A 22,404-nucleotide genomic window follows, 5' to 3' on the forward strand; every position below is an offset into this window, starting at 1 on the left:
CGGGCGGCCTGCGAAAGTGGACGTGTGAACCCCCTCGCACTCGCCCTGGTCCTGGTCGCGGCGTTCTCCCACGCGGGATGGAACCTGTTGAGCAAGCAGGCGGCCAAGGCCGACGGCGTGGTGTTCCTGTGGCTGGTCGCCGCCGCCTCGACCGTGTTGTGGACGCCCGCCGCTCTGGTCTCAGGCGCCATGCCGTCGTGGCGGGCGGTGCCGCTGATCTGCGTGAGCACGTCGCTGCACCTGGCCTACTTCGTACTGCTCCAGCGCGGCTACCGCCACGGCGACCTGTCGGTGGTCTACCCCGTGGCGAGGGGCACGGGCCCGATGCTGGCCAGCGCCGTGGCCGTGCTGTTCCTCGGCGAGCAGCCCACGCATCTCGGCGTCGCGGGGATCCTGCTGGTGGGCGTCGGGGTGTTCCTGCTCAGCGGTGGCGGCGCGGGAGACGTCAAGGGGCTGCTGTTCGGGCTGGTGACGGGCCTGTTCATCGCCGGGTACACCGTCTGGGACGCCCAGATGGTGAAGGAGTTCGCGGTCGCGCCGATGGCGCTGATCTATCTCGGCGAGATGTTCAGGATGCTGGCGATCACGCCGTTCGTGGGCGGCGGCAGGCGGCGCCTGGTCGCCGAGGTGTGGCGTGAGCACTGGCCGAGGGTGCTCGGGGCGGCCGTGCTGGTGCCGCTGTCGTACCTGCTGGCGCTGTTCGCCTTCAGGCTGGCGCCGGTGAGCGTGGTCGCGCCCATGCGGGAGGTGAGCGTGCTGATCGCGGTGGTGATGGGAGGGCGGTTGCTGGCCGAGGGCGACCTACGGCGCAGGCTGCTGGCCGCGGGCGTCATCCTCGGCGGGATGGTCGCGATCGCGATCAGCTGATCCAGCCCGTCTCCAGCTCCTTGCTGCCGTGCACCAGGGCCTCGACCGCGGCGCGGATGGCCGGCCTGCGGGCGGCGTCGGTGCGCCACAGCGCGTAGATGCGCCGGGTCTGTCGCGGCATGATCGGCACCATCCGCACGCCCTCGGGGATGTGGGCCCTGCCGAGCCTCGGCACGATCGCGCAGCCCAGCCCCGCCGCGACCAGCGCGAGCTGGGTCGGGTACTCGTCGGCCATGCAGGTGATCTCGGGCTCCAGCTCGGCGCTGCGCAGGGTGAAGACCAGCCAGTCGTGGCAGATCGTGCCCGGCGAGGAGCTGACCCACCTGTCGCCGCTGAGCTCGGCCAGCGCGACCTCCTTGCGCCCGGCCAGATGGTGCGTCGAGGGCAGCGCGACGTCGGCGATGTCGTCGAGCAGCGTCGCCCTGGACAGCCCCTCGGGCACCGCGATGGGCCTGTTGAGCCAGTCCTGGACGACGACCAGGTCGAGCTCGCCGCGCGAGACCTCCCTGATCTGGCGCTCTGGCTCCCGCTCGGTCAGATGCACCTCGAGGTCGGGGTGGCGCTGCCTGAGCAGCGTCAGCGCCTGTGGCATCAGCCCCCTGGCGGCGGTGGGGAACGCGCCGACGTTGAGCCTGCCGACCACGGCCCCTCGCAGCGCCTCGAAGTCGGCCTCGGCGGTCTCCACCAGGGCGAGGATCTTCTCCGCGTGCTCGGCGAGCAGACCCGCCGCGTCGGTGAGCTTCACGCCCCTGCCGTTGCGTTCGAGCAGCGTGGCGCCGGTCTCGCGTTCGAGCTTGGCGAGCTGCTGGGAGACCGCCGAAGGCGTGACCATGAGCGCGTCGGCGGCGGCGCCCACCGACCCGTAGACGTGGACGGCGTGCAGCGCCTTCAGCCGGTTCAGGTCGAGCATGTAGCCATACTAAACCTTTGACGTAAGAAAGTATTGCTTGTGCTCAAGTGTCTTGTCTGGCGAGCATGGTCGGGATGCGTCTCAAGCACGTCCTGCTCGCCGTCGGACTGGCCGCGGTCTGGGGGTTCAACTTCGTCGTCATGGAGATCGGGCTCCAGCACTTCCCTCCCCTGCTCTACGCGGCGCTCCGCTTCGCCCTCGCCGCCTTCCCCGCGCTGCTGTTCGTCGGGCGGCCCGGCGTGGCATGGCGCTGGATCGTCGGCGTGGCCGCGGCCGTGGGGGTGGGACAGTTCGGCCTGCTCCTGGTCGGCATGCGCGCGGGCATGCCGCCGGGGCTCTCCTCGCTGGTGCTGCAGACCCAGGCGCTGTTCGTCGTGGTCTTCGCGGCGGTGGTGCTCGGCGAGCGGCCGGGGACGCGCAGGATCGTGGGGCTCGCCGTCGCCTTCGCGGGCCTGGCCATCGTGGCCTTCGACTTCGGCGCGGGCGGTCCCGTCGGCGCGTTCCTGCTGTGCGTCGGCGCGGCGGCCTCCTGGGGCCTCGGCACCGTCATCCAGCGCAAGGCCGCGCCGCCCGACTCGCTGCGCTTCATGGTGTGGGTGAGCGCGCTGTCGGCCCCACCCCTCCTGCTGCTGTCACTGGCCGTGGAGGGCATGCCGCACCTGACCTTCGCGTGGGAGGGGGTGGCCTCGCTGGTCTACGTGGCGTTCATCTCGACGCTGGGCGGCTTCGGGGTGTGGGGATGGCTGCTGAAGCGGTACGACGCGTCGACGGTCGCGCCGTACACGCTGCTCATCCCCGTCTTCGGCCTGTCGTCGGCGGCGCTGGTGACGGGCGAGAGCATCTCCCCTGTGAAGCTGCTGGCCGGAGTCCTCATCGTCGCAGGAGCCCTCTGGGCGGGCACCAGGCCCCGCGCCGCCCGAGCCTACGCGGCCGAGGCGGCGGCCTTGGCCGCGGCGGGCAGGGCCTCGACGATCAGCCCGACGGCCTCCTCGTCGTGCGAGGCCGACAGGAACCACGCCTCGTACGCCGAGGGCGGCAGGTAGACGCCCTGGTCCAGCATCGCGTGGAAGAAGGCGGTGTAGGCCTTGGTGTTCTGCGTCTGCGCGGCGGCGAAGTCGGTCACCTCCCGATCGGTGAAGAAGATCGAGAAGAGGCTGCCCGCACTCTGCAGCCGGTGCGGGACACCCTCCGCGGCCAGCGCCTGCGAGGCCGCGACCGAGACGGCCGAGGCCGCCGCGTCGACCCTGGCATAGGCGTCCTGGTCGAGACCGCGCAGCGTCGCCAGCCCCGCCGCCGTGGCCAGCGGGTTGCCCGACAGCGTTCCCGCCTGGTAGACGGGGCCCTCGGGGGCCAGGCTCGCCATCACGTCGGCCCGTCCGCCGAAGGCCGCGGCGGGCAGCCCGCCGCCCATGACCTTGCCGAACGTCATGAGGTCGGCCTCCACGGGGTCGAGGCCGTACCAGCCCGCGCTCGACACCCTGAAGCCCGTGAGCACCTCGTCGACGATGAGCAGGGCGCCGTTGGCCGCGCACAGCTCCTTCAGCCGCTGGTTGAAGCCGGGCAGCGGCGGCACCACGCCCATGTTGGCGGGGCACGCCTCGGTGATCACGCAGGCGACCTCGGCGGTGCGGAAGGCCTCCTCCACCGCCGCCAGGTCGTTGTACGGCAGGACGATGGTGTCGGCGGCGGCCGCTCCCGTGACGCCCGGCGTGTCGGGCAGCCCGAAGGTCACCACGCCCGAGCCGGCCGAGGCCAACAGCGCGTCGACGTGGCCGTGGTAGCAGCCGGCGAACTTGATGATCTTGGAGCGGCCCGTGAAGCCGCGGGCCAGCCGTACGGCGCTCATCGTCGCCTCGGTGCCCGAGCTGACCAGGCGCACCTTCTCCACGGGGGCGATCCTGGCCACGATCTCCTCGGCCAGCTCGACCTCGCCGGGGGTGGCGGTGCCGTACGACAGGCCGTGGGACAGCGCCTCGGACACGGCCGCCACGACGGAGGGGTGGCGGTGGCCCAGGATCATCGGGCCCCACGAGCAGACCAGGTCCACGTAGCGGTTGCCGTCGACGTCGGTGATGTAGGGGCCCTGGCCCTCGGCCATGAAGCGGGGCGTCCCCCCTACGGCGCCGAAGGCCCTGACGGGAGAGTTGACACCGCCGGGGACGATCGCGCGGGCGCGCTCGAAAAGTTCCTCTGAGTTCTGTGTACGGCTCACGCCTTCCAGCCTAAGGGCCGCACGGGGCGCCCCCTCAGGAGGCCGCGCGCGCTCAGACCAGCCAGTCGAGCAGACGCAACGGGTCGGGCAGCGGGCGGCCGTCGGGGGCCCGCAGCCAGGAGACCGGCTGACCGGTCGGCAGCGTGGACGGCGGAGCCAGGACGAAGCTGTCGCGGCAGTGCCAGCGCAGCCCGGGCGTGTCGTCGATCGTGGTGGGGGCGACGTCGAGGCTGCAGGACCACCACTCGTCCTCGTCCTCGGGGTTGCCCCTGGTGGCCACATAAAACAGCACCCGGTCACCGTTGGAGGCGACCGGGCCTGAGGGGAAGTCTGCGGCGTCCATGCGGGCCAGCGCGCTGAGGCCCGCCGTCAGCGGTACGTCGAAGACGTCGAACACCCGCCCCGTGGGGAGAATCACGTTGGCCTCGGGCTCGCGCTGCCACCAGCGCGTGAGCTGGGCGGTGTCCGTCGTGGCCTGCAGGCTCCACGCGGGCGAGAGGGGATGCGCTCCGGGGTCGGGACAGCCGATGCGGTCACAGGAACAGGCGCGCGCCCCTCGGCGCAGCGGATGGGCGCCGGGCACGCTGGCCCACCCCAGGGCGGCGTACTGCAGGACGGTGTCGATGCGCGTCGGGCGCGTCCTCTTTTTGGTACGCCGAGCGAGTGGTACCCCCACCATTGGTGTCTCCCGTTCGAGTCCCGTGCCTAAGAAGGGTCCCCGGGCACAAGACAAGGCTTCACAAGGGACACACCAGCACTTGTCCTCGCACTCTAACGCATAGGTCCCATGACCCGACGGGAAACCCCCCACGCTCAGATGCGGCGGGCCACTTCCGTCGCCCAGTACGTGAGAATCAGGTCCGCCCCGGCGCGCCGGATCGCGACCAGCGACTCCATGATCGCCCTGTCGCGGTCGATCCAGCCGTTGGCGGCCGCCGCCTCGATCATCGCGTACTCGCCGCTGACCTGGTAGGCCGCCACCGGCACCTCGACCGTGTCGCGGACCTCGCGCAGGATGTCGAGGTAGGCCAGCGCGGGCTTGACCATGACGATGTCGGCGCCCTCGGCGAGGTCGAGCCGTACCTCACGCAGGGCCTCGCCGCGCGGGCCCGCGGGGTCCTGCTGGTAGGCCTTGCGGTCGCCGAAGTCCTTGGGCGTCTCGACCGCGTCGCGGAAGGGGCCGAAGAAGGCGGAGGCGTACTTCGCCGCGTAGGCCATGATCGGCAGCTGCGAGAAGCCGGCCGCGTCGAGGCCGGCCCTGATCGCGCCGACCTGGCCGTCCATCATGCCGCTCGGCGAGATCATCTGGGAGCCCGCGCGAGCCTGAGCGACGGCCATGGAGACGTAGCGCTCGAGCGTGGCGTCGTTGTCGACCTCCCCTTCGGGGGTGAGGATGCCGCAGTGCCCGTGGTCGGTGACCTCGTCGAGGCAGGTGTCCGCCATGACCACCAGCGCGTCGCCCACCTCGGCCACCACGTCGCGCAGCGCCCGCTGGGTGATGCCCTCGGGGTCGTCGGCCGCGCTGCCGCGGGAGTCCTTGACCGCGGGGATGCCGAACAGCATGACGCCGCCCACCCCGGCCTCCGCGGCCTCGTGGACGGCCTTGCGCAGCGAGTCGCGGGTGTGCTGGACGACACCCGGCATCGAGCCGACCTGCTGCGGCTCGGCGATGCCCTCCTTGACGAACGCCGGCATGATCAGCTCAGCCGGGTGCAGCCGCGTGCTCGTCACCATCCGCCGCATGGCGGGCGTGCGGCGAAGCCGCCGCGGACGGGCGGCAGGAAACTCAGCGGTCATGGGGGTCCCCCTACTTGGTGCGCCTGCGCGCGCCCCTGCGGTTCTGTGACGGCCTGCGCGGGATGTCGCCCGCCTCCAGCGCCGCCTGCCTCTGCTTACGACCGTACTCGGCCAGCGCGGCGGCCAAGGCGGAAGCGGAAGGTTTGTCGGCCATGACGTCGACGCGCAGCCCGAACTCCTCGGCCGTCTTGGCGGTCTGCGGGCCGATGACCGCGATCACCGTGACGTTGTGCGGCTTGCCCGCGATGCCGACCAGGTTGCGGACCGTGGAGGAGGAGGTGAACAGCACCGCGTCGAAGCCGCCGCCCTTGATCGCCTCACGGATCGGCGCGGGCGGAGGAGCGGCGCGTACGGTCCTGTAGGCCGTGACGTCGTCGCACTCCCAGCCCAGCTCGGTCAGGCCCGCGACCAGCGTGTCGGTGGAGATGTCGGCGCGCGGGAGCAGCACCCTGTTGATCGGGTCGAGCATCGAGTCGTAGGGCGGCCACTCGGCGACCAGCCCCTCGGACGACTGCTCGCCGGTGGGCAGCAGGTCGGGCTTCACGCCGAACTCGACCAGCGCCTGCGAGGTGGCGTCGCCCACCGCCGCGACCTTCAGCCCCGCGAAGGCGCGGGCGTCGAGACCGTACTCCTCGAACTTCTCCCGCACCGCCTTGACGGCGTTGGCGCTGGTGAAGGCGACCCACTCGTAGCGCCCCGTGACCAGGCCCTTGATGGCGCGGTCCATCTGCTGGGGAGTGCGCGGAGGCTCGACCGAGATGGTCGGGACCTCCTCGGGCACCGCTCCGTAGGAGCGCAGCTGCTCCGACAGGCCCGCGGCCTGCTCCTTGGTGCGCGGCACCAGCACCCGCCAGCCGAACAGCGGCTTGGTCTCGAACCACGACAGCTGGTCGCGCAGGCCGACCGCCTCGCCGACCACCATCAGCGCGGGCTCGGTGAACCCCGCGTGCTTGAGGTCGGGCTGCAGCCTGGCGAGGGTGGTGGCGACCGTGTACTGCTCGGTCGTGGTGCCCGCGCCGCTGACGGCGACGGGCGTGGCGTCGGGCTTGCCGTGCGAGATCAGCGCCTTGCCGATGGCGACGGCCTGCTCGATGCCGTTGTAGATGACCAGCGTGCCGGGGCAGGCGGCGTGGGAGGCCCAGTCCTGCTCCTGCGCGGCGTCGACGATCCTGAACTCGGGCACGTCGGAGGCGGGAGGGATGCCGGCGTACGTGAGCACGGCCGTGGCGGGCGGCACGCCCGGCACGATCTCGAAGTCCACCTCCGCGGCGGTGCAGGCCGCCACCTCCTCGGTGATCGAGGAGAACAGCATCGGGTCGCCCTCGCACAGGCGCACGACGAGCTGGCCGGCCTTGGCGCGCCTGACGAAGTCGCCCTGGACGACCTCGACGCCCTCCTTGCAGTGCTTGAGCAGCGGCTCGAAGGCCTCCTGGTCGAGCACGACGGCGTCGGCCCTGCCCAGCAGCTCGGCGCCGCGCAGCGTGAGGAGGCCCGCGTCGCCTGGACCCGCGCCCACGAAGGCGACGAAAGCGGAGGTTGGACTATCGGAGCTCAATGGGATTGCTCCCCCATCAATCTGTCGGCCCCATCGGCGATCATGGCGGCCGCGAGATCGCGGCCCAGCTCCATGGCCTCCGAAGGAGAACCGGCGGCGGACTTGCGCACCGCTTCGCGGCCGTCGAGCGAGACGACCACTGCGGTCAGGTTCAGCGTGTGGCCGTCATCGAGGGCGAAGGCGCCGACCGGGGCCGAGCATCCCGCCTCGAGAGCGGACAGCACCGCGCGCTCGGCCGTCACCGCGGAACGGGTCCGCGGATCGTCGAGCACGCTGAGGAAGTCGACCAGGTCAGACCGGGTCGAAAGGCACTCTACGGCCAAAGCGCCCTGCCCAGGTGCGGGCAGCAGCTCTTCGACTTCGAAGATTTGGGAGATTTCTCCCTGCCTGCCGATGCGGGTCAGGCCGGCGGCGGCCAGGACGACGGCGTCGAGCTCGCCCGAGGTGACCTTGCCGATGCGGGTGTCGGCGTTGCCGCGGATCGGCACGTAGTCGAGGTCCTGGCGCAGCGCGCGCAGCATCGCGATGCGGCGCGGCGAGCCCGTGCCCACCTTCGCGCCGGGGGCGAGGTCGGCGAACTTCGTCCTGCCCACCAGCGCGTCGCGCACGTCGTGGCGCTCGGGAAGCGCGGCCAGCGTGAAGCGAGGATCCTGCTTGGTCGGCAGGTCCTTCAGCGAGTGGACGGCGAAGTCGATCTCGCCCTCGACCAGCTTGTCGCGCAGCGCGCTGACGAACACGCCCGTGCCGCCGAGCTGCGACAGCTGGGCCTTGGTCACGTCGCCGAACGTCGTGATGCCGACCAGCTCGATCTCCCTGCCGGTCTTCGCCGTGTAGAGATCGGCGATCATCTGCGACTGGGTCGTCGCCATGAGGCTTCGACGGGTTCCCAGCTTCACAGGTCCACCCTCCTCACGGCCTCAGGCTTCTTCGGATCCAGATCGAACAGCTCACGCAGCGCTTCGGCATAATGATCGCCCGCCGGCGAGGTGGCGAGCCGCTTGACACGCACAGTCGGCTCGTGGAGCAGTTTGTCCACCACGCGCCTCACTGTCTGCTCCACCTCGTCGCGGGCCCTGCCCTCGAGCTCGGGCAGGCGCATCGTCAGCCTGCCGAGCTCGGCCTCGACCACCTCGGCGGCCTTGCTGCGCAGCGCCACGACGGTCGGGGTGACACGCGCCGCGCGCTCGGCCGAAAGGAACGTCTCGAGCTCCTCGGCCACCAGCGCTCTCACGGCGTTCACGGGGCCGCTCTCGGCCGCCCCCACGCCCGACTCCCTGATGGTCTCCAGGTCGACGAGGGTGACGCCGGGCAGCTCCCTGACCGAGGGGTCGATGTCGTGAGGGAGCGCCAGGTCGAGCAGGAAGACGGGGCCGCCCAGCATCTCCGGCGTGATCGTGTGGTGGCCCGCGCCCGTGCAGGAGATGACCAGCTCGGCGTCCTGCAGCTCTCGCTGGACCTCGGACAGCTCGACCGCCCTGCCGCCGACGGTCTCGGCCAGCCGTACAGCCTTGTCGAAGGTGCGGTTGGCGACCACGACGTCGGTGACGCCCACGCGCGCCAGCGTGGCGACGGCCAGCCCGCTCATCGCGCCCGCGCCCACCACCAGCGCCCGCCTGCCGGCCAGCTCGCCGGCGAACGAGAGGCCCGCGGTGACCAGCGACGCGCCCGCGCGGTCGATGCCGGTCTCGGCGTGGGCCCGCTTGCCGACCCTCAGCGCCTGCTGGGCCAGCTCGTTCAGGGTCGCGCCGAGGGTGCCGTGCTCCTGCGCCAGCCTGAGCGCCTGCCGGGTCTGCCCGAGGATCTGGCCCTCACCGACGACCATGGACTCCAGGCCCGCGGCGACGGAGAACAGGTGCTCGACCGCGCGGTCCTCGTAGTGCACGTACAGGTGCGGCGTCAGCTCCTCCACCGGCACGCCCGAGTGCACGGCGAGGAGGTTGGTGATCGAGGTCAGCGCCGGGTGGAAGCGGTCGACCGCGGTGTAGACCTCGACCCTGTTGCAGGTCGAGACCACCATGGCCTCGGCGACGTTCACCTCGGTGTGCACGTCTTGCAGCAGCTTGACCAGCGCGTCTCCGGAGACCGACACGCGCTCCAACAGGGCCACCGGAGCGCTCCGGTGGCTGAGCCCGACAACAAGAACGCTCACTGGCTGTCCACGGCCATAAGTGGCCCCCCACTCATCCGATCCGTTTTGCGCTGCTCGTGGAACGCAAGGATCTGCAGCTCGATCGATAGGTCGACCTTACGGACATCGACAGTGTCAGGCACCGAAAGCACGACGGGGGCGAAGTTCAGGATGCTCGTCACTCCGGCCGCGATCACCCGGTCGCACAACTCCTGCGCCGCGGCCGCTGGGGTGGCCAGCACGACGATCGAGACCCCGCGCCTCTTGATGACGGCTTCCAGCTCGTCGATGTGCTCAACATTCAACCCCGCTATGTCGTCGCCCACGATTTCGGGGTCGGCGTCGAGCAGCGCGGCGACCCTGAACCCGCGGGAGACGAAGCCGCCGTAGTTGGCCAGGGCGCGGCCGAGGTTACCGACTCCGACGATGGCGACCGCCCAGTCCTGGGTCAGGCCGAGCTCGCGGGAGATCTGGTAGACGAGGTACTCCACGTCGTACCCTACGCCGCGGGTGCCGTACGAGCCGAGGTGCGACAGGTCCTTGCGGAGCTTGGCGGAGTTGACGCCCGCCGCGGTCGCCAGGTCCTCGGAGCTCACCGTGGCGACGCCTCGCTCGGCCATCCCGTTGAGCGCCCGCAGGTACAACGGCAGCCTGGCCACCGTCGCCTCAGGGATGCCGCGGTCACGCGGTTGGGACTGACGCATCACGTGCCGGGGCTCCTTGGGACTTGCGCGATCGGTGTTGGGGCCGTCTTTCAGACTAATCCCTTTGTGAACCGACGCACAAAGTCGTGGCTATCGTGGGGGCATGCACCAGATCACATTGCTGGGCAAGCCCGGCTGCCATCTCTGCGACGACGCCCGCGCCATCATCTCCAGAGTGGCGGGCGAGCTGGGGGTGCCGTGGGAGGAGATCGACATCAACTCCTCGCCCGAACTGACCGAGAAGTACTGGGAGATGATTCCCGTCACACTGGTCGACGGCGTGCAGCACGACTTCTGGAAGGTCTCCGAGGCGCGCCTGCGCGCGGCCCTGACCGGCTGACCCTCCGTACGGCGGGCCCGCTCAGAGCTGGAAGGCCGTCGGGAGCGGCACCACCTTCGCGGCGTTGACGTTGAGCTCGATGACGTTGGTGGCGAGCACCATCGACTGGCGTTCGGTGAGGAAGCGCTCCACGTGCGGCTGGCGCTGGTGGTCGACGTAGGCGACCTCGTCGCGGTAGAGCTCGTAGACGATGCGCTGCAGCGGGGCCGACTTCACCGCGTGGCAGGCGTAGATCAGCGTGTCGGGCTCGCCTCGCCGTACGGCGTCGACGGTCTCCTCCGCCAGCCTGTCGAAGGCGTCGCCGGAGCCGTCCATGATCGTGAAGACGGTCAGCAGGCCGTAGATGTTCGGCGAGGGGCGGGAGGAGCCGACGGGGGCGGGCACGGTCTGGGCCCCCGTGTTGCCGCCGAAGAGGGGGTGCTCCGCGCCGGGGCGGTTGTCGGCGCCCGGGTAGATCTCCGCGCCGGGGTAGAGGGAGCCGGTGCCCGGCATGCCGTACTCGGGCTCCCTCGCGGCATCTCTGGGGCCTCTGCCGTAGCCGTGGGAGGTCGCCAGCCCCTCGGGCACGCCGAACATGCCGGTCTCGGGCGCCACCTGGGGAGCGTGCGGCTGCGGGATGCCGTGGGGGCCGGTCTGCGGGCCCATGGCCTGGTGGGCACCCGTGTGGAAGCCGTTGCTCTGGGGCCCGCCGTGCCGGCTCTGGGCCGGGCTGTCGTGGGGCAGGGGCGCGTCGGCGCCGTTGGCGGACATGACGTAGCCGGTGGCGGGGCCGGCGGAGAAGGCGTCGGAGGGTGGCGACATGCGGGCGGCGTAGTCGATCTCCTGCTCGCCGGCTCGGTACTCGGCCACCAGATCACCCAGACCCGACCTGCGGGGCTGGACGGCGGGCGCCTGGGCAGGCGCCTGGACGGGCTCCTGAACGGCCCTGCGCCCCGAAGGGCGCGTGTCCCACTGCTCGCCCTCGATCTCGTCCTCGTCGTCGTCGTAGGGCGCGAGCGGGCGCAGCACGGTGTACCAGACAGCGGCGGCGGCGACCAGGAGCAGCGCGACGGTGAAGACGGCCGGCACGCTGAAGCGCACGGCGCCCACGAGCGCGATGCCGCTGGGCGCGATCACCAGGGCGGCGTGCATGTTGTCGGTGTCGTACTCGTCGCCGCTGCGCCAGCGCAGGCCCGCCACGATCAGGCAGCCCAGCAGGGCAAGCCCGACCAGGGCGTGCACGCCCGTCAGGACGGAGCTCGCCACCAGGCCCCAGTGGCCGGCCGAGGGCAGCGTCTCCTGCGCGAACTTCGCCTCGTCGAGGATCGGGTCGAGAATGATGATGTAGGTGGCGACGATGGTGACGGCGCTGCCGAGCAGCCAGGTGGCGAAGCTCGTCCTGCCCTTCTCGGCCAGCAGCTGGATCAGGCCGATGGCCAGCCAGAGCGGGGCGAGCAGGGCGCCGAACAGCTGGTAGAGCCTGAAGGTGAGGGCGCCGAACGACGTGACGCCACCCAGGCCGATCACAGCCAGTGACACGCACAGCGCGACCGCCGCGACCGTCCAGGCGATCAACCAGCCTTCGCGCTCTTCCTGGAGGCGGCGCACCAGGGCGTACGCGGCGATCCCTGCGAGCAGAGCGCCGGCGAACGCGATCACTGCGACGAGGAGTTCCATGGTGCCCCCAATGCTGCCGGACATCACCTCCCAACCGGTAGCCGAAGAGGGAAGCTGGTTGGTCCACACGGTATCCGCCGGTTACAGGTAGTCATGCCGCGCCCAGTGTGGATTGTGGAATTTCCAGTTGATTTCTAGAGTGTTCGAGCACGCCGCACCCCTTACCCCTAGGGATACCGGATGCCTGAATCGTGGTCGTTCGCCGGGCTACTTCCTCCAGCGGCCGTTGGAGGAGCACGGACGAGCGAGCTTGCCGTGCGCGAAGACGCCCAGGAGGCGGAGTGCGGTGAGCTGCGCGCGCTGGTCCTGCGGGCGAAAGCCGGCGACAGCGACGCCTTCGGAACGCTCTACGACCGCTATCTGGACCTCGTCTACCGCTACATCTACTTCAGGGTCGGTTCTCATCCCCTCGCCGAGGATCTCACCAGCGAGACCTTCCTCCGCGCTCTTCGCCGGATCGGCGACTTCACCTGGCAGGGCCGTGACTTCGGCGCGTGGCTCGTGACCATCGCGAGGAACCTGGTCGCCGACCATTTCAAGTCAGGCCGGTACCGCCTGGAGGTTTCGACCGCCGAGGTGCTGGACGTGCCGCTCGAAGGGGCGCACATCCCGGAGAACGCCGTCGTCACGGCGATCATCAACGACCGCGTGCTGCGAGCCGTCAGGGATCTCAATCCCGAGCAGCAGGAGTGCGTGGTGCTGAGGTTCTTGCACGGCCTGTCACTCGCGGAGACCGCACTGATCATGGGGAAGAAGAGTGGAGCGATCAAAGCGCTGCAGTTCCGTGCGATTCGATCGCTGGCCAGGGCCCTCAAGCCCGATCTGGCGTAACCTCACCCGGCGGCAGGTCGTTAGGCAAGTATCACCAACAGATCATCATCCGGGGGCGGCAGGGAGCGTTCATGGGTAGGTCGCGGCAACGGCGCCATGATGACCTTCTGCGCCAACTCACCGACCTGGGGGACAACCTCCCGCTGGGCCCGGGTCCCGATCCGGCGTTCAGAGCGAGGCTGCGCGAGACCCTCATGGCCGAGTCCTTCGCCGCGCCCGTCCCCGAACGGCGTGGGCAACGGCGCAGGCAGGGGCGGTGGCAGGGGCGGTGGCTGGCCCCCGCCCTGTCGGCGGGCATGGCGCTGGTGATGGTGCTGTCCGTCATGGTGACCTCCAGAGCGGTGCCTGGCGACATGCTCTACCCGCTCAAGCGGGCCGCCGAGGGCGCGATCAGCGAGCTCAACCCCGACAAGGCCGGTGGCGAGCTGGAGGCCGCCGCGCAGCGGGCGGAGGAGCTCAGGGCGCTGCTCGACGCGGGCGGGGGCGGCCCGCACGTCGGCGCCACCCTCCAGGAGATGGAGGCGAGCACGCGCTCGGCCATGGAGCGGCTGGACAGAGCGGCCCCCCGCGACCAGGAGAAGATCAACCAGTTCGTCGAGGAGCAGCACAAGGCGGTCGATCCCATGCTGGAGCGGCTCAACGACGTGGATCAGGAGCAGGCCAGCGGCTACCTCGACTACATCGACGGCCTCAGGCTGCCGCCTGGCTAGCCGCGCGTACGACGCGAGCGCGGCCTTCGGTAACGTGTGCCGGTTAAGCTGTCAGGCTATGAGGCGGCTACTTCGACGGCAACGTGCGACCGAGGCGGAGATGGCCGGAGAGGTGGCGGCAGCCGCCGCCGTGGCCACGCTCCCCGCCGATCCCGACCTCCAGGCCGCCGCCTTCTTCGACGTGGACAACACGATGATGCGCGGCGCCTCCATCTACCACTTCGCGAGGGGCCTTGCCACCCGCGGCATGTTCACCTCGTCCGACCTGATGAAGTTCGCCGTCGGCCAGGCGGTCTTCCGCCTGCGCGGCAACGAGAACCCCGAGCACATCGCGGTGGCGAGGGAGACGGCTCTCGCGTTCGTCGCCGGCAGCAAGGTCGAGGACGTCGTACGGCTCGGCGAGGAGATCTACGACGAGGAGATGTCCGACCGCATCTGGTCCGGCACCCGCGCCCTCGCCCAGTCCCACCTCGACGCGGGGCAGCGCGTCTGGCTGGTCACCGCCACCCCCGTCGAGCTGGCGAGGGTCATCGCGCAGCGGCTCGGGCTGACCGGCGCGCTCGGCACCGTCGCCGAGTCACGCGACGGGGTCTACACCGGCAGCCTGGTCGGCGACCTGCTGCACGGCCCCGCCAAGGCGGAGGCGGTGCGCGCGCTGGCCCGGCGTGAGGGCCTCGACCTCACCCGTTGCACCGCCTACAGCGACTCGGCCAACGACCTGCCGATGCTCTCGCTCGTCGGGCACGCGGTGGCGATCAATCCCGATTCGGAGCTGCGCGAGCACGCGAAGAAGCACGGGTGGCCGATCCGCGACTACCGCACGGGGCGCAAGGCCACGCTGACCGCGCTGCCGATCGCGGCGGGGCTGGGCGCGGTGGCGGGCGGCATCGCCGCAGGCATCGCCCTCCGCCGCCACTACCGCTCCACCTGACGGCCGGAGCCCGCCGTCGGGTCACGGACGGCTCCAGGCTCTCAGCTTGCCTGCCCGCACCGCTCCAGCAGCGCGGACAGCTCGGCGCTGACCACCGCGGGGCGCTCCAGCGCCAGCATGTGCCCCGCCCCCCGCACCACGACTAGCCGGGCGGACGGCAGCGCCTCGGCGATCCTGTGGCTGTGGACGAGCGGGGTGAGGCGGTCGTGCTCGCCGACCATGACCAGTGTGGGCACCTCGCCGAGCGCGGACAGCGCCGCCAGCTTGTCGTGGACGGCCATGCCGTGGAAGAAGCCCGCCATCACCGCGGCGGGCGTGGCCGCGACCATGCGGTTGACGAAGCGGAGGTGCTCGGCCCTGGGGCCGAAGGCCATGTAACGGGTCAGGGGCAGCGTGGTGACCGGAGTGATCAGCGGGTCTCTGAGCGCGCCCATGACGCGCGGGGTCACCCTCGGAGCGAGCCTGCCGAAGAGCCCCGGCAGGCCGTAGGTGCTCTCGGCCAGCCGCCCGGACGACGTGCTGACCAGCGCCGCGCCGGCGATGCGCGAGCCGAACAGCTCAGGACGGGCGGCGGCCAGCCCCATCACCGTCATCCCGCCCATCGAGTGCCCGACCACCACCACGGGCAACCCTGGCGGCACCACGGAGGAGATCACGGCGTGCAGGTCCTCGCCGAGCTGCTCGATCGTGCAGCAGTCGGGAGGACCGGCGGTCGAGTCGCCGTGGCCTCGCTGGTCGTAGGAGACGAGGATGGCCCTGCCCGCCAGCGCCTCGCGCTGGAAGTGCCACGAGTGGCGGTTGAGCGCCCAGCCGTGGGCGAACACCACGGCGCAGGCGGGCGACTCGGGCTCGTCCACCTCGACGGCCAGCCGTACGCCGTCGGGGGTGGTGACGGTCAGAGCGCGCCCGCGCAGCGGCTGGGGCACGGGGGCCCTCCGCACGCGGGCCGCGGCCCCGATGGCCACACCTGCCAGCACCCCCGCGGCGACCTTCCACGCTGTCATGTCGCCGACGATAACCCTTGCTGGACTTATCGTCCAATAGGCTGGTCGTCGGCGAGCTTCCCGAACAGCCGATCGGCGTCGGGCTGCTTCCACGCGAGCCGGTTGGGGTCGCGGGGGTACGGGATCGCCGGCACGGTGTGGAAGGAAACCTTGGCGTCCGCCATGCCCCTCGCGATGGCGGACATCTCCTTCACCCCCAGCCCTTCATCGGTGATGACCGACTCGTCCGCGACCTCGATGAAAGCGCCGATGCGCGTGGGATCGCTCCTGAGCTTCCGCACGAGGGAGAGGAGCAGTTCCTGCTGTCGCCGGATGCGCTGCAGGTCGCTGCCGTCGCCGTAGGCGCGCAGCCTGAAGTAGCCGAGCGCCTGCTCCCCGTCGAGCTCGTGGACGCCCGCGGGAAGCTTCAGCTTCGACTTGGGGTCGTCGATCGGCTCCGGCACCTCCACACGGACTGTCCCGACCGCGTCGACCAGCTCCTTGAACGCGGCGAAGTCGACCTGGACGGCGTGGTCGATCCTCAGGCGGGTGAGGCTCTCCATGGCCTTCCACGTGCACTGGAGACCGCCCTGGTCGAGCGTGCCATTGATCATCATCACCCCGCCCTGCTGTCCCCCGCAGGCCGGGACCTTCACCATGGAGTCGCGCGGGACGTTCACGGCCGCCGCCGACTTCCCGTCGGCCGACAGGTGCAGCAGGATCAGTGTGTCGGCCCTGGCTCCCGAGTCGATTCTCGAGCTGTGCGGGCCGTACTTGGCGTTGCCCTCCCCGTGGCGGGTGTCGGAGCCGATGAGCAGGACGTTGAGCGCCTGGTTCGCCTTGACGGGGCGAGCCCCCGCCGGGGCGGGCACCGTACGGCTCGACAGCGTCTGCTGGCCGCCGACCAGCACCATCGGCACGGCGACCGCGGCCGCCGTGGCGACGGCGGCCAGGCCCAGCATCGGCCAGCCGCCCAGTCTGAACCTGCGGCGCGGCGAGTCCTGGTAGCGGTGGCGCTGGCGGGCCAGCGACGCGGGAGGCTCATGCTCCAGCTCGTGCCCGAGGTCGCGGAGCATCCTCAGATCGTCCATGGTCACTCCTCCTCGTTCATCGGGTTGGTGTCGCCGAGGGCCGCGCGCACCTTCTTGCGGGCCCTGTTCAGCCGGGAGCGCACGGTCCCGACGGGGATGGACAGCGCCCGCGCGACCTCCTCGTAGGACAGGTCACCCCAGGCGACCAGCAGCAGCACGTCCCTGTCTCTCGCGGGCAGCGCGGCGAGGGCGGCGGCCAGCTGCGGCCTGGCGGCCCGCGCCGTCATGCCCGTCACGACGCGCTCCACGTGTGACTCCGACACCCCGTCGTGCGGGGCGCGCAGCAGCGCCCTGTACCGGGCCGCCTCGCTGCGGTGATGGCGCGACAGGAGCTTGGTGACGATCCCGAACAGCCACGGCCTCGCGTCCGTGTAGGCGGGGTCGTAGCTCTTGCGCTTCGCGAACGCGATCAGGAACGTCTCACCGACCAGGTCCTCGGCCGGTTCGGGTCCCAGACGTTTGGAGACGTAGCGATAGAGCATCGCCGAATAGCGGTCGAACAGCTCGGCGAACTGCTCGGGGTCGATCAGGGAACTTCGGATCAGCTCGTCGTCCCTGACTCTGACGTGGGTTGGCGCGGTCAACAGGCCGCCCCCTTCGAAGGCATCGACGTGGTCCCCCACATCTCTCCCTCAGCGGGGATCCGGGTTCACGCTGTGCCGTACGGCAGGTCAGAAGAAGGCGTGCCCGCGACGCAGGCGAAGGGAGGTGAGCAGCTGCTGGACCGACTCGCGCACGTGGTCGGTGAGCTCGAAGACGAGCATCGGGTCGTCGGCCGCGGAGGCGTCGTAGCTGTCGGTGCGGATCGGCTCGCCGAACTCGATCATCCACTTGGACGGCAGCGGCACCAGGCCGAGCGGCCCCAGCAACGGGAAGAACGGCGTGATCGGCAGGTACGGCAGGCCGAGCACGCGCGCCAGATGGCGCAGATCGCCGATCTTCGGGTAGATCTCCTCGGCCCCGACGATGGCCGTCGGCACGATGGGCACGCCCGCGCGGATGGCCGAGGCGACGAAGCCGCCCCTGCCGAAGCGCTGCAACCGGTACCGCTCGGAGAACGGCTTGCCGACCCCCTTGAACCCCTCGGGGAAGACGCCGACGAGCTCACCCTTGCGCAGCAGCCTGTCGGCGTCGTCGCGGCAGGCCAGCGTGTGCCCCGTCTTGCGCGAAAGGTGGCCGAGGACCGGCAGCTTGTAGACCAGGTCGGCGCCGAGCAGGCGCAGCGCGCGGCCCGCCTCGTCGTGCACGGCCACCTGCATCATCAGCGCGTCGACAGGCAGCGTGCCCGAGTGGTTGGCGACGATCAGGGCGCCGCTGTCGGAGGGGATGTTGCCGAGGGCGAGGGTCTCGACGCGGAACCAGTGCCTGTAGAGAGGCCTGATGAGCTCGAGCAGCACCTTGTCGGTGAGCTCGGCGTCGTAGCCGAACTCGTCGACCTCGTACTCGCCGGCGATGCGGCGGCGGAGGAAGGCCAGCAGGGCCGCGAGGGAGTCTTCGGGCGCGGAGTAGGAGGGTGCCTCGGTGATGGGAATCACTCTGCGCTCTTCGGGAGAGGCGCTCATGTCCTGACACCTTTCCTCGAACGCAGGAAGTCGTCGAAGGCCGCCGCGGTGGTGAACTTCGGCTTCCAGCCCAGCTCGGCGAAGAGCTTGGAGCAGTCGACCGCCCTGCCGTGGCACAGCAGGCGCAGCTGCTCGGGCGAGAAGTCGACCAGGCCCGCGCTGCGGGCCGCCTCACCGAGCAGGCGGAAGGCAGGCGAGAACAGCGGAAGGGCCAGGGCTCCCGCTCTCCTGGCGCACTGCGACAGCAGCAGCACGCCGTCCCCGGCCACGTTGTACGTGCCGGGGTGGTCCTCCAGCGCCATCCGCCTCAGCACCTCGACCGCGTCGTCCTCGTGGACGTACTGCAGGCGAGGGTCGAAACCGAACACCGTCGGCAGGACGGGCTGGCCGAAGTAGCGCGTCAGCGGTGAGTCGACGCCGGGGCCCATGAAGTTGGCGAAGCGCAGCATCGACACCGTCAAGTCGGGGCGGCGGCGCGCGAAGCCCCGGACATAGCCTTCGACCTCGGCCGCGTCCTTGGCATAGCCGTGGGACGGGCTGTCGTGAGGTTCGACGTCCTCGGTGAACACCGCGGGATCCATCGGCGACGAACCGTAGATCGCGGTGGTGGAACGAACCACCACGCGACGAACCGTCGCCGACCGCTGACAGGCACCGAGCAACTGCATGGTGCCGATCACGTTGTGCTCTTTCATGGAGGCCCTGCCCGCGCTCCGGGAGGGAGCGCTGACGAGACTCATGTGCACAACGATGTCGATGTCCGCAGCCGCGATCACCTGAGCGATGTCGGGGCTGCGTAGATCCACCCGGACGAACTCCGTCCGGCCGAGGGAGATGCCGCCTTCTCTGGTCAGAGAGGGGGGCGGCACGGTGTCCACTCCGATGACGCGGCTGATGCCCGGGTCTGCCGCGAGAACGCTCGCCACCCTGGCGCCGATGTGGCGCGAGACCCCGGTGACAAGCACGGTGTGGGTCATCGGCGCCTCACAGACTGCGTCTACTTCTTGTTACGCCGCTGGATGCGGGTCTTCTTCAGCAGCTTGCGGTGCTTCTTCTTGGCCATCCGCTTGCGGCGCTTTTTGATGACAGAGCCCACGGGACCCCCAGGTTACTGATAGCAAGGCTGAACCGATGTGCGAGCGCACACCGGGTCAACAGACTACCGGCGATCCACGGTAGATCGCCCCCTGGGGGTGACCCGCGCCAGCATTCGCGATGTGACCACCGACCACACCGCTACCTCGAATGGACTCTGCGGCCCGCCCGCCCACCTGGACGGCAGGCGGGTGTCTCACCGCAGAGGGACCGGCATCAGGGCTTATCCAGCCTCGATGTAGGCCTCCCTCAGATAGTCGTGCACCGCCTGCTCGGGCACTCGGAACGACCGGCCGACTCGGATGGCCGGCAACTCGCCCGAGTGCACCAGTCGGTACACCGTCATCTTGGACACCCGCATGACCGTGGCCACTTCCGCCACCGTCAGGAACTTCACCTCGCTGAGAGGTCTTTCGCCTGCACCCATCGGACGCCTCTTCCGCACGTGTTTCCGGGTTATCCCCACTGGTGCCATTGCTCACGCACGTGTACTGCCGTCAGCGTAAGTCGGGACTCCGAGTGCGCAAACCCCCTATTTTCTCAGTTATCGGAGCCACCTGTCAGCCGAACCAGCAAACTTGCTGGCCAGCAGCCGGGCAGCGCCCCTCGCCTGGACGTTGGAACCGTCCAACTTCGTACACATAAGAGTCGCCCAGCACCCCTCAAAAGTTGGCAAAGGGACGACGAGCCTCTTGGAATGCAGGCGCGAAAAGACGGTATAGGGAGGGCCGAATTCGACTCAAAGGGCACGTGAGACACGTGTGACGAGCCGCTCCGTCAACGGTGCGTAATAGCGCGGTAGCACGTTGTCATCGAGAGGAACCACCACATCGATCTTGCCCTCGGCCTCGCCGAGGAAGAGCGCGGGGTCGTTGCTGTCGGCGAATCCGACGGTCGGGATGCCCGCCTCGCCTGCCGCGCCGGCCCAACCGTGGTCGGCGACGACGAGGTCGGGGCGATCGTCACCGAGCTCGGCGAGCATCGCCTCCATGGGCGCGGAGTCGTGGGTGTGGACGAAGCCGCCCCTGTCGTCGAGCATCGCCACGTCGCCGAGATAGCGGATCTTGCGCTTCCTGCCGAATCCGGCACCCCAGTAGGTCCAGTCCTCGGCGGGCGTCAGCAGCGTCGCGCCCCTCGCCACTACCGCCGCCGCGAGCGGCAGGTGGACGGCGAGCAGCCCGGTGGGGTGTCCGGTGGCGAAGAGGATGCGGGGCGAGGGCTTGGTCAGAGCGGAGGCGATCCTGTCGGCCATGAGGTCGAGCGCGTCGATCGTCCTGTCGGGGTCGATGGTGTCCTGGCCGTCACGGTGACCCGGATCGGCGACGACGCCGACCGACTTGGCCATCTGGGCCAGGACGTCGCGGTAGGACCAGTTCTGGAGGCTGGTCAGGCCGAAGAGGAAGTAGGGATCGCGGTTGGCGACCGACCGGTAGTGATCGAGGTTGTTCTCGCGACTGGTCGCGACATCTCCGGCGATGCGCGTGCGGATCAGGTGCTCGCGGAGTTCGTCGCGGCTCAGCACTTACCTCTCCTTTTCACTCACCGGAGCCTACGCGCTCCTTGAATGGTCCAAACCACCTCTCATACCGTGAAATTCCTGAATCGCCCTCCTGTGGCTCCTACACCGAGGCCCCTTCCGCGCCCCGTCACGCGGGGCCTACGCGGGCCGGACGGAGCCGAACGGCCGGTCGCGTTTCCCTCGCCCGCTTTCTCCGGTCCGCCCCTGGCCTTTCCTTCGGACCACGGTTTCCGTCTTTCTTCGCGGCCACGAAAAAGGCGCGGAGGGAAGATCGAAAGCGCTCGCGGCTACGGCAGCGGGTCCAGGCCGTGCGAGGGGAAGACCGCGTTCCTGGTCGCCATGATCGCGCGGTCGACGGCGTCGGCGGGGTCGTAGCCGCCCGACAGGTCGCTGACCTGGGGCGTGCGGCCATCGGTCATGGTGAGCGGCGGCGCCTCTCCCATGCGCTCGCGCACCAGCGCCTGCCAGGCGGGGCCCGTCGGCGTCGAAGGGTCGATCGGGTGGCCCGACACCTCCGCGATGAGGTGCGTCCACGCCCTGGGAACCACCTGGACGAGCTCGTAGCCGCCGCCCCCTGTGGCGATCCATCGACCGCCCGAAGTCTCGTGAGCGAGGCGGTGCAGGGCCTCGTAGGCGGTGCGCTGGCCGTCGAGGCTGAGCATGAGGTGGGCCAGCGGGTCGAGCGCGTGGCTGTCGCAGCCGTGCTGGGTGACCAGGATCTGCGGCTCGAACTCCCTCAGCAGCGGTGGCACGATCGCGCCGAAGGCGCGCAGCCAGCCCTCGTCGCCGCATCCGGCGGGCAGCGCCACGTTGACCGCGCTGCCGTCGGCGCCGGTCTCCTCGGGCCAGCCCGTGCCGGGGAACAGCGTGCGGGGGCTCTCGTGGAGGCTGATCGTCAGCACCCGCGGATCGTCGTAGAAGAGGGCCTGGACGCCGTCGCCGTGGTGGACGTCCACGTCGACGTAGGCGATCTTCGAGGCGCCCTGGGCCAGCAGCCAGGCGATCGCCACGGCGGGGTCGTTGTAGACGCAGAAGCCGCTGGCCGTGTTGGCCATGGCGTGGTGCAGGCCGCCCGCGACGTTGACGGCGTGCTCGGCCGTACCCTCCCAGACCGAGCGGGCGGCGGCCAGCGACGCCCCCGCGATCAGCGCGGAAGCCTCGTGGACGCCCGCGAAGGCGGGGTTGTCGGAGGTGCCCAGCCCCGCGGCCAGGTCGGGCCTGCCGTCGACGGAGACCCGCTTGACGGCCTCGATGTAGTCGCGCTTGTGGACCAGCGCCAGCTCGTCGTCCGTGGCGGGCGTGCAGCCGACCACCTCGGTCCTGTCGAGAACGCCCAGCTCGCGCGCGAGCGCCATGGTCAGCTCGACCCTGACGGGAGCGAGGGGATGTCCTGGGCCGAAGTCATAGGCAGTGAGGGCGTCGTCCCAGACGACTCGCACCGACTCGCTCATGGGCCGACGTTACCGCAGCGCCGGTGACAGGGGCGAAACACCCGCGCATCATCCGGCCCCGA

23 protein-coding genes and 1 pseudogene are annotated in these 22,404 nt (G+C 70.3%); 6 read left to right on the plus strand and 18 right to left on the minus strand.

The window, feature by feature from the left end:
- The first annotated feature begins 24 nt into the window (after window positions 1-24).
- On the plus strand, window positions 25-867 hold the full coding sequence (locus ABFX50_RS12780; protein WP_346146104.1) for an EamA family transporter: 843 nt from the start codon (window positions 25-27) through the stop codon (window positions 865-867).
- Here ABFX50_RS12780 and ABFX50_RS12785 read toward each other — a convergent pair.
- Entirely contained in the window at window positions 860-1,777 is a 918-nt protein-coding gene (locus ABFX50_RS12785) for a LysR family transcriptional regulator (RefSeq protein WP_346146106.1), read from the minus strand. The genes ABFX50_RS12780 and ABFX50_RS12785 overlap by 8 nt on opposite strands.
- Before the next feature lie 74 nt (window positions 1,778-1,851).
- Here ABFX50_RS12785 and ABFX50_RS12790 point away from each other — a divergent pair.
- Window positions 1,852-2,658, plus strand: a pseudogene (locus tag ABFX50_RS12790) (EamA family transporter); the annotation flags it as partial.
- Window positions 2,659-2,699: 41 nt separating this feature from the next.
- Here ABFX50_RS12790 and hemL read toward each other — a convergent pair.
- The 7 genes from hemL to ABFX50_RS12825 form a co-directional block, all read right to left on the minus strand.
- Complete coding sequence (gene hemL, locus ABFX50_RS12795) at window positions 2,700-3,989, minus strand: glutamate-1-semialdehyde 2,1-aminomutase (RefSeq protein ID WP_346146108.1); 1,290 nt, start codon at window positions 3,987-3,989, stop codon at window positions 2,700-2,702.
- A 52-nt stretch (window positions 3,990-4,041) separates the two neighbouring features.
- Complete coding sequence (locus tag ABFX50_RS12800) at window positions 4,042-4,668, minus strand: bifunctional DNA primase/polymerase (protein ID WP_346146110.1); 627 nt, start codon at window positions 4,666-4,668, stop codon at window positions 4,042-4,044.
- A 134-nt stretch (window positions 4,669-4,802) separates the two neighbouring features.
- Window positions 4,803-5,786, minus strand: a complete 984-nt coding sequence (hemB, locus tag ABFX50_RS12805) for a porphobilinogen synthase (protein ID WP_346146112.1) — start codon at window positions 5,784-5,786, stop codon at window positions 4,803-4,805.
- A 10-nt stretch (window positions 5,787-5,796) separates the two neighbouring features.
- Window positions 5,797-7,302 (minus strand): uroporphyrinogen-III synthase, encoded by a 1,506-nt coding sequence (locus ABFX50_RS12810; protein ID WP_183660267.1) that lies wholly within the window; start codon window positions 7,300-7,302, stop codon window positions 5,797-5,799.
- Window positions 7,303-7,337: 35 nt separating this feature from the next.
- Complete coding sequence (gene hemC / locus ABFX50_RS12815) at window positions 7,338-8,237, minus strand: hydroxymethylbilane synthase (protein WP_346146115.1); 900 nt, start codon at window positions 8,235-8,237, stop codon at window positions 7,338-7,340.
- Window positions 8,234-9,490 carry a glutamyl-tRNA reductase gene (locus ABFX50_RS12820; RefSeq protein ID WP_346146117.1) on the minus strand — a complete coding sequence of 419 codons (1,257 nt, stop codon included), beginning with the start codon at window positions 9,488-9,490 and terminating at the stop codon, window positions 8,234-8,236. The genes hemC and ABFX50_RS12820 overlap by 4 nt, the downstream gene beginning before the upstream one ends.
- Window positions 9,487-10,173: a redox-sensing transcriptional repressor Rex gene (locus tag ABFX50_RS12825; protein ID WP_183660269.1), complete on the minus strand. Its 687-nt coding sequence runs from the start codon at window positions 10,171-10,173 to the stop codon at window positions 9,487-9,489. The genes ABFX50_RS12820 and ABFX50_RS12825 overlap by 4 nt, the downstream gene beginning before the upstream one ends.
- A gap of 103 nt (window positions 10,174-10,276) precedes the next feature.
- Between ABFX50_RS12825 and ABFX50_RS12830 the strand changes: the two genes are divergently transcribed.
- Complete coding sequence (locus ABFX50_RS12830; RefSeq protein WP_183652120.1) at window positions 10,277-10,513, plus strand: glutaredoxin family protein; 237 nt, start codon at window positions 10,277-10,279, stop codon at window positions 10,511-10,513.
- 21 nt (window positions 10,514-10,534) lie between these two features.
- Here the strand turns inward: ABFX50_RS12830 and ABFX50_RS12835 are convergent, their stop codons facing one another.
- On the minus strand, window positions 10,535-12,169 hold the full coding sequence (locus ABFX50_RS12835) for an antibiotic biosynthesis monooxygenase (RefSeq protein WP_346146120.1): 1,635 nt from the start codon (window positions 12,167-12,169) through the stop codon (window positions 10,535-10,537).
- 180 nt (window positions 12,170-12,349) lie between these two features.
- Between ABFX50_RS12835 and ABFX50_RS12840 the strand changes: the two genes are divergently transcribed.
- The 3 genes from ABFX50_RS12840 to ABFX50_RS12850 all read left to right on the plus strand — a co-directional run bounded on the left by ABFX50_RS12840 (window position 12,350) and on the right by ABFX50_RS12850 (window position 14,641).
- Window positions 12,350-13,000: a sigma-70 family RNA polymerase sigma factor gene (locus ABFX50_RS12840; protein ID WP_183652126.1), complete on the plus strand. Its 651-nt coding sequence runs from the start codon at window positions 12,350-12,352 to the stop codon at window positions 12,998-13,000.
- Between the two features lie 71 nt (window positions 13,001-13,071).
- A complete protein-coding gene (locus tag ABFX50_RS12845; RefSeq protein ID WP_346146123.1) occupies window positions 13,072-13,710 on the plus strand; it encodes a DUF5667 domain-containing protein in 639 nt (212 codons plus the stop codon).
- A 58-nt stretch (window positions 13,711-13,768) separates the two neighbouring features.
- Entirely contained in the window at window positions 13,769-14,641 is an 873-nt protein-coding gene (locus ABFX50_RS12850) for an HAD family hydrolase (RefSeq protein ID WP_183652132.1), read from the plus strand.
- Between the two features lie 41 nt (window positions 14,642-14,682).
- Here ABFX50_RS12850 and ABFX50_RS12855 read toward each other — a convergent pair whose 3' ends face one another.
- The 9 genes from ABFX50_RS12855 to ABFX50_RS12895 all read right to left on the minus strand — a co-directional run bounded on the left by ABFX50_RS12855 (window position 14,683) and on the right by ABFX50_RS12895 (window position 22,342).
- Complete coding sequence (locus ABFX50_RS12855; RefSeq protein ID WP_346146125.1) at window positions 14,683-15,645, minus strand: alpha/beta fold hydrolase; 963 nt, start codon at window positions 15,643-15,645, stop codon at window positions 14,683-14,685.
- Window positions 15,646-15,671: 26 nt separating this feature from the next.
- Complete coding sequence (locus ABFX50_RS12860) at window positions 15,672-16,715, minus strand: LCP family protein (protein ID WP_346146127.1); 1,044 nt, start codon at window positions 16,713-16,715, stop codon at window positions 15,672-15,674.
- A gap of 2 nt (window positions 16,716-16,717) precedes the next feature.
- Window positions 16,718-17,299: an RNA polymerase sigma factor gene (locus ABFX50_RS12865; protein WP_246452067.1), complete on the minus strand. Its 582-nt coding sequence runs from the start codon at window positions 17,297-17,299 to the stop codon at window positions 16,718-16,720.
- 87 nt (window positions 17,300-17,386) lie between these two features.
- Window positions 17,387-18,277 (minus strand): lysophospholipid acyltransferase family protein, encoded by an 891-nt coding sequence (locus tag ABFX50_RS12870; protein ID WP_346146130.1) that lies wholly within the window; start codon window positions 18,275-18,277, stop codon window positions 17,387-17,389.
- Window positions 18,274-19,254: an NAD-dependent epimerase/dehydratase family protein gene (locus ABFX50_RS12875; RefSeq protein ID WP_346146132.1), complete on the minus strand. Its 981-nt coding sequence runs from the start codon at window positions 19,252-19,254 to the stop codon at window positions 18,274-18,276. The genes ABFX50_RS12870 and ABFX50_RS12875 overlap by 4 nt, the downstream gene beginning before the upstream one ends.
- A 20-nt stretch (window positions 19,255-19,274) precedes the next feature.
- On the minus strand, window positions 19,275-19,373 hold the full coding sequence (locus ABFX50_RS12880) for a 30S ribosomal protein bS22 (RefSeq protein ID WP_018654693.1): 99 nt from the start codon (window positions 19,371-19,373) through the stop codon (window positions 19,275-19,277).
- 222 nt (window positions 19,374-19,595) lie between these two features.
- The gene (locus tag ABFX50_RS12885) at window positions 19,596-19,799 is read right to left on the minus strand and encodes a helix-turn-helix domain-containing protein (protein ID WP_026214222.1); all 204 of its coding nucleotides are present in this window, start codon (window positions 19,797-19,799) and stop codon (window positions 19,596-19,598) included.
- Between the two features lie 312 nt (window positions 19,800-20,111).
- Window positions 20,112-20,894 carry a phosphatase gene (locus tag ABFX50_RS12890; protein ID WP_346146135.1) on the minus strand — a complete coding sequence of 261 codons (783 nt, stop codon included), beginning with the start codon at window positions 20,892-20,894 and terminating at the stop codon, window positions 20,112-20,114.
- A 284-nt stretch (window positions 20,895-21,178) separates the two neighbouring features.
- Window positions 21,179-22,342 carry an acetoin utilization protein AcuC gene (locus ABFX50_RS12895; protein ID WP_346146137.1) on the minus strand — a complete coding sequence of 388 codons (1,164 nt, stop codon included), beginning with the start codon at window positions 22,340-22,342 and terminating at the stop codon, window positions 21,179-21,181.
- Window positions 22,343-22,404 lie beyond the last annotated feature (62 nt).

It is taken from the genome of Nonomuraea recticatena (genome assembly GCF_039533245.1).
Lineage (GTDB): Bacteria > Actinomycetota > Actinomycetes > Streptosporangiales > Streptosporangiaceae > Nonomuraea > Nonomuraea roseola.

Bases quoted from the DNA above. Each gene is read 5' to 3' on its own strand.
- ABFX50_RS12785 (WP_346146106.1), bottom strand. From the start codon at position 1,777: ATGCTCGACCTGAACCGGCTGAAGGCGCTGCACGCCGTCCACGTCTAC.
- ABFX50_RS12825 (WP_183660269.1), bottom strand. From the start codon at position 10,173: ATGCGTCAGTCCCAACCGCGTGACCGCGGCATCCCTGAGGCGACGGTG.
- ABFX50_RS12870 (WP_346146130.1), bottom strand. From the start codon at position 18,277: ATGAGCGCCTCTCCCGAAGAGCGCAGAGTGATTCCCATCACCGAGGCA.
- ABFX50_RS12800 (WP_346146110.1), bottom strand. From the start codon at position 4,668: ATGGTGGGGGTACCACTCGCTCGGCGTACCAAAAAGAGGACGCGCCCG.
- ABFX50_RS12875 (WP_346146132.1), bottom strand. From the start codon at position 19,254: ATGACCCACACCGTGCTTGTCACCGGGGTCTCGCGCCACATCGGCGCC.
- ABFX50_RS12885 (WP_026214222.1), bottom strand. From the start codon at position 19,799: ATGGGTGCAGGCGAAAGACCTCTCAGCGAGGTGAAGTTCCTGACGGTG.
- ABFX50_RS12850 (WP_183652132.1), top strand. From the start codon at position 13,769: ATGAGGCGGCTACTTCGACGGCAACGTGCGACCGAGGCGGAGATGGCC.
- ABFX50_RS12830 (WP_183652120.1), top strand. From the start codon at position 10,277: ATGCACCAGATCACATTGCTGGGCAAGCCCGGCTGCCATCTCTGCGAC.
- ABFX50_RS12895 (WP_346146137.1), bottom strand. From the start codon at position 22,342: ATGAGCGAGTCGGTGCGAGTCGTCTGGGACGACGCCCTCACTGCCTAT.
- ABFX50_RS12845 (WP_346146123.1), top strand. From the start codon at position 13,072: ATGGGTAGGTCGCGGCAACGGCGCCATGATGACCTTCTGCGCCAACTC.
- hemB (WP_346146112.1), bottom strand. From the start codon at position 5,786: ATGACCGCTGAGTTTCCTGCCGCCCGTCCGCGGCGGCTTCGCCGCACG.
- ABFX50_RS12840 (WP_183652126.1), top strand. From the start codon at position 12,350: ATGCCTGAATCGTGGTCGTTCGCCGGGCTACTTCCTCCAGCGGCCGTT.
- ABFX50_RS12835 (WP_346146120.1), bottom strand. From the start codon at position 12,169: ATGGAACTCCTCGTCGCAGTGATCGCGTTCGCCGGCGCTCTGCTCGCA.
- ABFX50_RS12860 (WP_346146127.1), bottom strand. From the start codon at position 16,715: ATGGACGATCTGAGGATGCTCCGCGACCTCGGGCACGAGCTGGAGCAT.
- ABFX50_RS12855 (WP_346146125.1), bottom strand. From the start codon at position 15,645: ATGACAGCGTGGAAGGTCGCCGCGGGGGTGCTGGCAGGTGTGGCCATC.